General features: G+C 47.8%; 8 protein-coding genes and 1 pseudogene. All 9 read right to left on the reverse strand.

Annotated elements, in window-relative coordinates:
• Window positions 1-84 precede the first annotated feature (84 nt).
• Entirely contained in the window at window positions 85-1068 is a 984-nt protein-coding gene (gene zntB, locus DD597_RS22980; RefSeq protein ID WP_129256603.1) for a zinc transporter ZntB, read from the reverse strand.
• A 90-nt stretch (window positions 1069-1158) separates the two neighbouring features.
• Window positions 1159-2289: a methyl-accepting chemotaxis protein gene (locus DD597_RS22985; RefSeq protein WP_022651306.1), complete on the reverse strand. Its 1131-nt coding sequence runs from the start codon at window positions 2287-2289 to the stop codon at window positions 1159-1161.
• A gap of 316 nt (window positions 2290-2605) precedes the next feature.
• Window positions 2606-3094, reverse strand: a complete 489-nt coding sequence (locus DD597_RS22990; protein ID WP_129256604.1) for a hypothetical protein — start codon at window positions 3092-3094, stop codon at window positions 2606-2608.
• Between the two features lie 28 nt (window positions 3095-3122).
• Window positions 3123-4439 (reverse strand): VasL domain-containing protein, encoded by a 1317-nt coding sequence (locus DD597_RS22995; RefSeq protein ID WP_058663422.1) that lies wholly within the window; start codon window positions 4437-4439, stop codon window positions 3123-3125.
• 23 nt (window positions 4440-4462) lie between these two features.
• On the reverse strand, window positions 4463-4918 hold the full coding sequence (gene tssE, locus DD597_RS23000; RefSeq protein WP_129256605.1) for a type VI secretion system baseplate subunit TssE: 456 nt from the start codon (window positions 4916-4918) through the stop codon (window positions 4463-4465).
• A gap of 417 nt (window positions 4919-5335) precedes the next feature.
• Window positions 5336-5635, reverse strand: a complete 300-nt coding sequence (locus DD597_RS23005) for a hypothetical protein (RefSeq protein ID WP_223307880.1) — start codon at window positions 5633-5635, stop codon at window positions 5336-5338.
• Between the two features lie 76 nt (window positions 5636-5711).
• Window positions 5712-6368, reverse strand: coding sequence for a DUF6402 family protein (locus DD597_RS23010; RefSeq protein ID WP_232969560.1), 657 nt, complete (start codon window positions 6366-6368; stop codon window positions 5712-5714).
• On the reverse strand, window positions 6322-6696 hold the full coding sequence (locus DD597_RS25240) for a DUF6402 family protein (RefSeq protein ID WP_232969559.1): 375 nt from the start codon (window positions 6694-6696) through the stop codon (window positions 6322-6324). Before DD597_RS25240 ends, DD597_RS23010 begins: the two co-directional genes overlap by 47 nt.
• A gap of 4 nt (window positions 6697-6700) precedes the next feature.
• Window positions 6701-7088: pseudogene (locus tag DD597_RS23015) on the reverse strand (type VI secretion system tip protein VgrG); the annotation flags it as partial.

Below are 7088 nucleotides of genomic sequence, written 5' to 3' on the forward strand. Positions count from 1 at the left end.
TGCACCTAACATGGTCGGAGTTTATTGACTTCGCTCAATTAAAATGTCGTTTTGAAGCCGACTCTGCCTCAGAAAAGCGTAAATTTACAGCCATTTACTACGATGCAACCACCATGCAACACCCCCAATCAAAACCACTAACATGACGCAAAACGTGGTGAAGCCATAGTGATATTCACCGCCGGGGATCCCTCCGAGGTTTACGCCAAACAACCCCGTCAGGAAGGTACTCGGTAAAAAGACCATCGCCATCAGCGACATGGTGTACGTTCTTCTGGCTAACGACTCCTGCATCACCTGGGCTATCTCATCCGCCATGACTGCCGTTCTGGCAATACATGAGTCAATCTCGTCCAAACCACGTCCGAGCCGGTTAGCGATATCCTGCATTCTGCGGCGCTGATCGTCGTTCATCCAGCTCATGCGTTCGCTGGCCAGCCGCGCATAAACGTCGCGCTGGGGGGTCATATAGCGGCGCATCACGATGAGCTGCTTACGCAGCAACGCCAGAAAACCACGTGGGGGGATTTGCTGATCGAGCAAGTTATCTTCCAGATCGATGATTTTATCGTGAAGTTCTTCTATAAACTCGCTGGCATGATCGGTCAGCGCATCACACACATCCACCAGCCAGCTGCCGCAATCCGTAGGCCCCGTGCCCTCTTTCAGATCGTTAATGACGTCATCCAGCGCCAGCACTTTTCGCTGGCGGGTGGAAACAATCAGCCGTTCATCCATATAAACACGCATGGCCACCAGCTGATCCGGACGCTCATCCGTACTGCCGTTTATACAACGCAGCGTAATTAACGTCCCCTCGCCCATCCGGCTGACGCGGGGTCTGAGACTTTCTCCCGCCAGCGCATCCCGAACGTTGTTGGGCAATAGCGGCGTGGACGCGAGCCACTCGGCGCTGTCCGGGTGCGTGTAGTTGAGGTGCAGCCAGCATGGATGTTCGTTGTCGATATGATCCTGATCTTCAAGCGGCCTTGCGCCGCCACGTCCATCAAACACCCATGCAAAAACTGCGTCAGGTACGTTAACCTCAGACCCTTTGATGCTCTCCACAGCGCCTCCACCGTTTTATCTCTTTCGGTGTCAGTCTAGCTTTCGCCGAGGGTTAAGCAATAATTATGTGAGGCATCGTCCTGAATACGCTCAGGAATTCACCGCCCATTCGCGGCTTCTTAACGCATTGTCAGCCTGGAGCTCATTTTCCAGACGGAAATTACGTGTTCGTGTCTGGAGCTCAATCACCTGATTGCGCAGCACATCTGACGATCCATTGAGTTCTTCAACCATCGACACGTTGCTCTGCGTTACGCGTTCAAGCTCAGACAATGCCTGCGTAATTTGTGAAATACCTTTTTCCTGTTCTGATGTTGAGGCGGAAATTTCATCCATCAGTCTGCTCACATTGCCCGAACCGGTAACAATGTCATGCATGTTTTTTTCGGCTTCAGAGACCACGTTAACGCCCTGCGTCACGTTATGGCTGGTGACTTCAATCAATGACTTAATATTTTTTGCCGCTTCGGCGCTACGATGCGCCAGGCTTCTCACTTCGCCCGCGACCACAGAAAACCCTTTACCATGGTCGCCCGCTCTTGCCGCTTCAACGGCGGCGTTAAGCGCCAGAATATTGGTCTGAAAAGCGATACCGTCAATCAGCGAGATAATCTCTGTCATTTGCTGGGCGCAGTCGGTAATCGACTGCATATTGTTCGCGACCTGCCCCATTAACTCTCCGCCTTTACGCGCCTGCAACGTCGCGAGATTCGCCTGTTCGCTGGCTAAACGGGTATTGTCGGCATTATTTTTTGTACTTGCAGCCATCTCTTCCATGCTGGCTGCCGTTTGCACCAGCGAAGCTGACTGCTGTTCTGTTTTGACGGAAAGCTGCGCGCTGCGTGAAGAGAGTTGATCTGACAGGGTCATCGCAGTTTGCGAGGAGGCGCGGATCTCACGGACCAGCGTTGCAATGTTGCTGGAGAGACTATTAATCCCCGGGATCAGACGTCCCGCACAGTTGTTGCCAAATTCAGGTATCGACACGCCAAGTTTGCCTGACGTCACTTCTTCAATACTTTTTTTCACCGTATTGATCGGCGTCACAAGATATTTTGTCATGTACGCCCAAAGCAAAAATAAGGCGATGAATTGTACAATTATGACTGCAATAAAAAGCGAAGAATTTCGTGAAAATAGCGCTATAACTCCATCACTTACCAAAAATACACATAAAAGGAAATAGACAATGAACGTTCTGACACTAATATTTCTTAGCATACGTTTTCCTGGGACATTATATTTTGGTTGGCATTAAGGGTTATAGCATTGCCATACGAATTTGTCCTCACGTTCGTCGCTGGTTTGTTGTTTTGCAGTTTGATTTGCGCAGTTTTACTTAAGGCGGATAAAAAGCATGTTTTACGCTAAATATCTGGCTTGTCGTTGGGTTACTGATACCCCTTCAAAAATGGTAATTATATATTTAAGGAGGGGTACTGTAGGCCGCCGGTGTGTAGTGGTGCTTAATAAGTTAACGTAGTTAATATATATTAACTACGTTAATGCGCGCTCCTTCCGTTAGGGTGACTTACGCTCAGGCCAGACAGTCGATAGCCTGGAAAAAACAGTCCTCAGTCATGAGAATATTCTCTTTTGCACTTTGATGCCCGCGACGAATATACCAGCCTGCTTCAGGCGCCATGCTTAAATGGAATATCCTCGCCCCCGACAGACTATCGGGGACATTAATACTCATCGTCACACACCCCTTCTCCGACCCCCTGATCACCTGTTCTGGCATAATGGTGACGCTGCGATCCCCATTTTGCAAAATGATCGTCGTAATAGCATAACGACATATACCGCTACTAAGGCTGTAGCCAACCGTACTTAAATCGGTGATATGTTTTTTAGATAAAAATATTTCAATACCAGAACCTTCAAACCATGTAATGATTTGCTGTGCAAGATCCTCCATCCGCTCACAAAACGCCCTGACTTCGGCCTCAGCCGTATTAACATAGATCGGTTTGTCCCCGATACTCTGTTGCACTTTCTTAAAAAAACGCTCTCTTGCTGACATGTCAACTCCGTGTTTTTCGCCAGTCTCATTATTCTTTTTGGTGCTTCAGCAGAGCATAGCTGGCAATCAACTGCTGAAGATGCTGTTCGGTCTGGTTTAGCTGCGCTGCTGACAGGGGTTGCCCGGCAGGTAAAATAGAAAGCAGACGAAGCTGCTCCTCAAGCGGAACGGTATGGCTGAAGGACTGCGACATGGCAAACACGGCTGATTTCAGTTCACTCACCGTCATGTACTTCCCCTTCTGTTCATCCAGCGCGTTTAGCCTGTTCGTCAACTGCTGTAACTGCGTCATCCCCTGATGCCAGCCATTCAGATCTGACTCTGCAAGTCCGGCAACGCTAATCTGCTTGTGCCACCGCTGCGCCAGGGGTTTGGCCTCTTCAGGCCACAGCGTCAGCGCCTGCTGCACCAGACGGTCGCCGTAGCTTACTGCCCAGTCTGGTTTCAGGTGTAAAAGCTGCGCTAACAACTGCTGTGTCTTGCTGATCCCCGGTTCAGGTGGCGGTGACGTTTGTTGCAGCGCCTGCAACTGTGCTGTAGAGAGTCCTTCAGGTAAAGGAGTCAGGGATGCGGCCAGCTGGGTTTGTACTGAATCTGGCGCATGCATCGTCTGCCATCCCACTGCGACAATGCTGGCTGCCACCAGCATGAACAACATACCCGCAGCAAATGGCTTCCACTGCTTCACGGGTACAGGAGGCTCTTTATTCGGCAACGGCTCGGGCTGAACCACATAAACCCATTTACAACGCTCTGTCGGTTCTGTGAGGTGAAGTTCAGCGGCCCCCACCGCGTTACCCGGCAGACTCGCGCCCGTATTTTCACTGTTTTCCAGACGCACTGCTGCGTTCTGCATCATTGTGCGCAGGGCATCAAGCTGAGCAGCATGCTTAAGTTCGAGGCGCTGCAACATGTCATTCAGAGCGTTCAGATTCTCCTCAGCCTGATAAAGTTGTCCTAAATCGGCATACGTCAACGTCAGCGTTCTCACCACCTGTTGCAGGCGTTTGCTCAGTGCGCTGAGGATTTCAATTCGCGCATGGACAGGCTGTGGCCAGAGGCCACCCCACTGACGGAAGACCAGTGCAGCCAGTAGCGCCAGCCCTTCATTCATGCCGTAGAGGCCGGCGAGATGCGTGCGGGCGAGCGTATACCAGGCAGCCGTTTGTAGCTCCACACCGTTATGCTCGAACAGTGACAGACAGAGCGTTTCCGCGTGTTGCCAGTTAACATCCGGGCGTGCCGGATGGGTGAGCTTGTTCATTTCTTCGCGCAAGGCAGCGTAATCCGCAAGCGTGCGCGGATCCCCGCCGGTTTTAAGTTGGCGTTCAGAATTTATTGTCATAACTGTTTTAACCTGAGTAATAACTAGATGGCGGCTCGTGCATCGAGGTATTGCTGTTGTTTCAGATGACGGATTAATACCCTGCCCTCGGGCATAAATTCCGTGCCGTAGCGCACCAGCCCGACCCCCTTCAGCTCCGCATCAATGGCGTAGCGGAGTTCACCGGGCTGAATCTGTTCCTGCATCACCACGTTAATCCGGCTCAGGCGCGGCTCGTATTTCAGCAACACGGCCGACAGTATGGTAATCAACTGGTGGGCGGTCCCGGGCATTCCCTGGAGGATTTTTGTCATATCCGGCAGGCCGTAGTCCGGCAGGTGAGCCAGCGTACCGGCGCGGCAGTTGAGGATGCGCTGCATGTTATCGAGTACTGATAAAATCACCTGATTCTGTTCGCTGACCTGGTTGAGGCTCAGGCCACCTGAGAAATTGCCGCTCAGCATTTCATACAGCGATGGCGTGTTGTGTCCCTGTGGCATCAGTCATTATATGAACACATTCCGTTTGCAAAGCATCCATTGTTTAGACATTGACGGGTAGGGTTCAGCATCATTCCTGGCTTATTTGCAGCTATAACGCTGCCAGCCCTAATGTAATTCGCTGACTCCCCCCTTATTTCCTTTGCGGCTTTAAGCCCAGTGACTGATTCAGGTGTAGTGAGTCCTGGTCTTACCTGTCTTTGTCATTACACTGGCCGCCAGAGCAACCTTTCAGTATTCACCCATTTGTTAAGAGTTTATATTCATCCGTATCAGCGATTAGTATGACCGGATACTGATATGATCCTTACCGTACTTATGGTAATAAGTCGCTATAGCCCATCCTATTTCATTGCCTTAATCGCGTTTCCAGGTCAATTCTGACCAAGGGGGCGGAGGGGATTGGCATTTTAAACGTTAAGCACACTCTGGAATTTTCCATCCAGCCCACCCTTCACTTGTTGGATACATTGCATATTGCCCGTGCCATTCTGGTGCAACCGAATCAGAGAACTGAGCTTGCCAAAAGTGCCATGCAGAGCTTTTTATTTTATTCCCATTGGAATCATATACAACAAAAAAAGATTGGTTGGAAAACAACCGTAACACTCTCCCGATACCACCATATGGTCGATAGTCAGGAATATAAGTAGTCAGTTCGCATTTATTATCTCGACTCCATATAGTATCATTCTTGATTGCGTTTTGATAAGCCATGGTCTTAATCACCATTAGCAAAACGCAAAAGAAGAAAACTGATATCAACATGAAGCAGCACGTTTTTTTTATAAAGCTATGCATTTATATTCACCTCTTTCCAGTAAATATATTCCTCCATATCTACCTTATTCAAATGAATGATAATGTTCGTAGGGATTTTTTTCACCGTCGAGTATACGAAAAAATCTCCAGTTTTATTTTCGCCCTTATATTTTTCCCGGTATCTCACAAAAGATGAGTTAGTAACTCTAAAGTATCTACAGTCACCTTCATCAATATATTCTTTTTTCAATAGTTCACTTATAATCCCTGGTTTGATGACACCATTCTCTCCCCAATAGCCTAACGGTTGATCATCACCATCATTCATAAACTCGTAGGTATCCCTAACGTACAATCCAAGCTCTTTAATTTCTAACCTCATAAAACCATCAGTATCTTTCGTGACATTAAGTTCTGTAAACGCAATTTTGATTATGAAAGAACCAAGAGCACCATACACATCATCCAGGGTATCTGTTGCTTTTTCCCACAATGTACTACCAATTTTTATAAAGTTAAATTGACTTGTTTTATCAAGCTCTATTGCTGACAGATTGCCATTATTTAAATAACAGTCCTTTATTTCATTATCAATAAAAAGACCTAATTCATCCAATCTGTTAATGATATAACAAAGGCCATTAGACAACTGTTGTGAGATTTGTTTTTTTTCGCCCCAAATAGTCATTATACTCAATGACATTCGATACTTGCTCCACAAAAGCATCGTAAATTGGCTTGATTCGTAACGAAGACGTTAGTAACCAGTCAAAGTCCAAATCTTCAATGATGTGACTTTTGTCCACAGTATTCACATCAACTTTATTTAGCTTCTCTTCACGTGACATTTCGTAATATGGATCATTGAACCATTTTCGCATGAAACGTGCTGACACTGACCAACCTTTTTTCTCCATCACATCCGGGATGTCAGTTATTTTGAAGATTTTGACCGGGACTGTTTGTTTACTTTCACTTTCATTTGTTAACTTTGATTTAATTTTTACATTCGCCACAAAATCACCCTATAAATAATGAATCTTGTTCTAGAACATTTAATTCCACTTCAGCCTCATCGGGATGACTAACGAAACTTGTGAAGCCCTTCTTGCATGTAGTCCCTTTAACGACCGAGCCTGTAGGTGAGGTCAATTCATATCCAATATTTGATATTGGCTCTTGGGTTCTATTATCTACAAGAATAAAACTCCTACGGAAAACATCTCCTGGCCCAGGTAAGAATGGGAGTTCTGGAGACTGAGCATTACTTCCCGCCACCATCGTCCTTTTCACCCGGCGCAGGTAGGTCGCCGTCGTGCCGTACTCGATTTTCCCCGCCTCCAGCCGCAGATAACTCCCGCCCCCGATGAGCGTGATGCGCTTTTTCCCCGCAAACGTGATGTCGCTC

The organism is Enterobacter cloacae complex sp. 677-3DZ2D5B (assembly GCF_004136695.1).
GTDB lineage: Bacteria > Pseudomonadota > Gammaproteobacteria > Enterobacterales > Enterobacteriaceae > Enterobacter > Enterobacter hormaechei_C.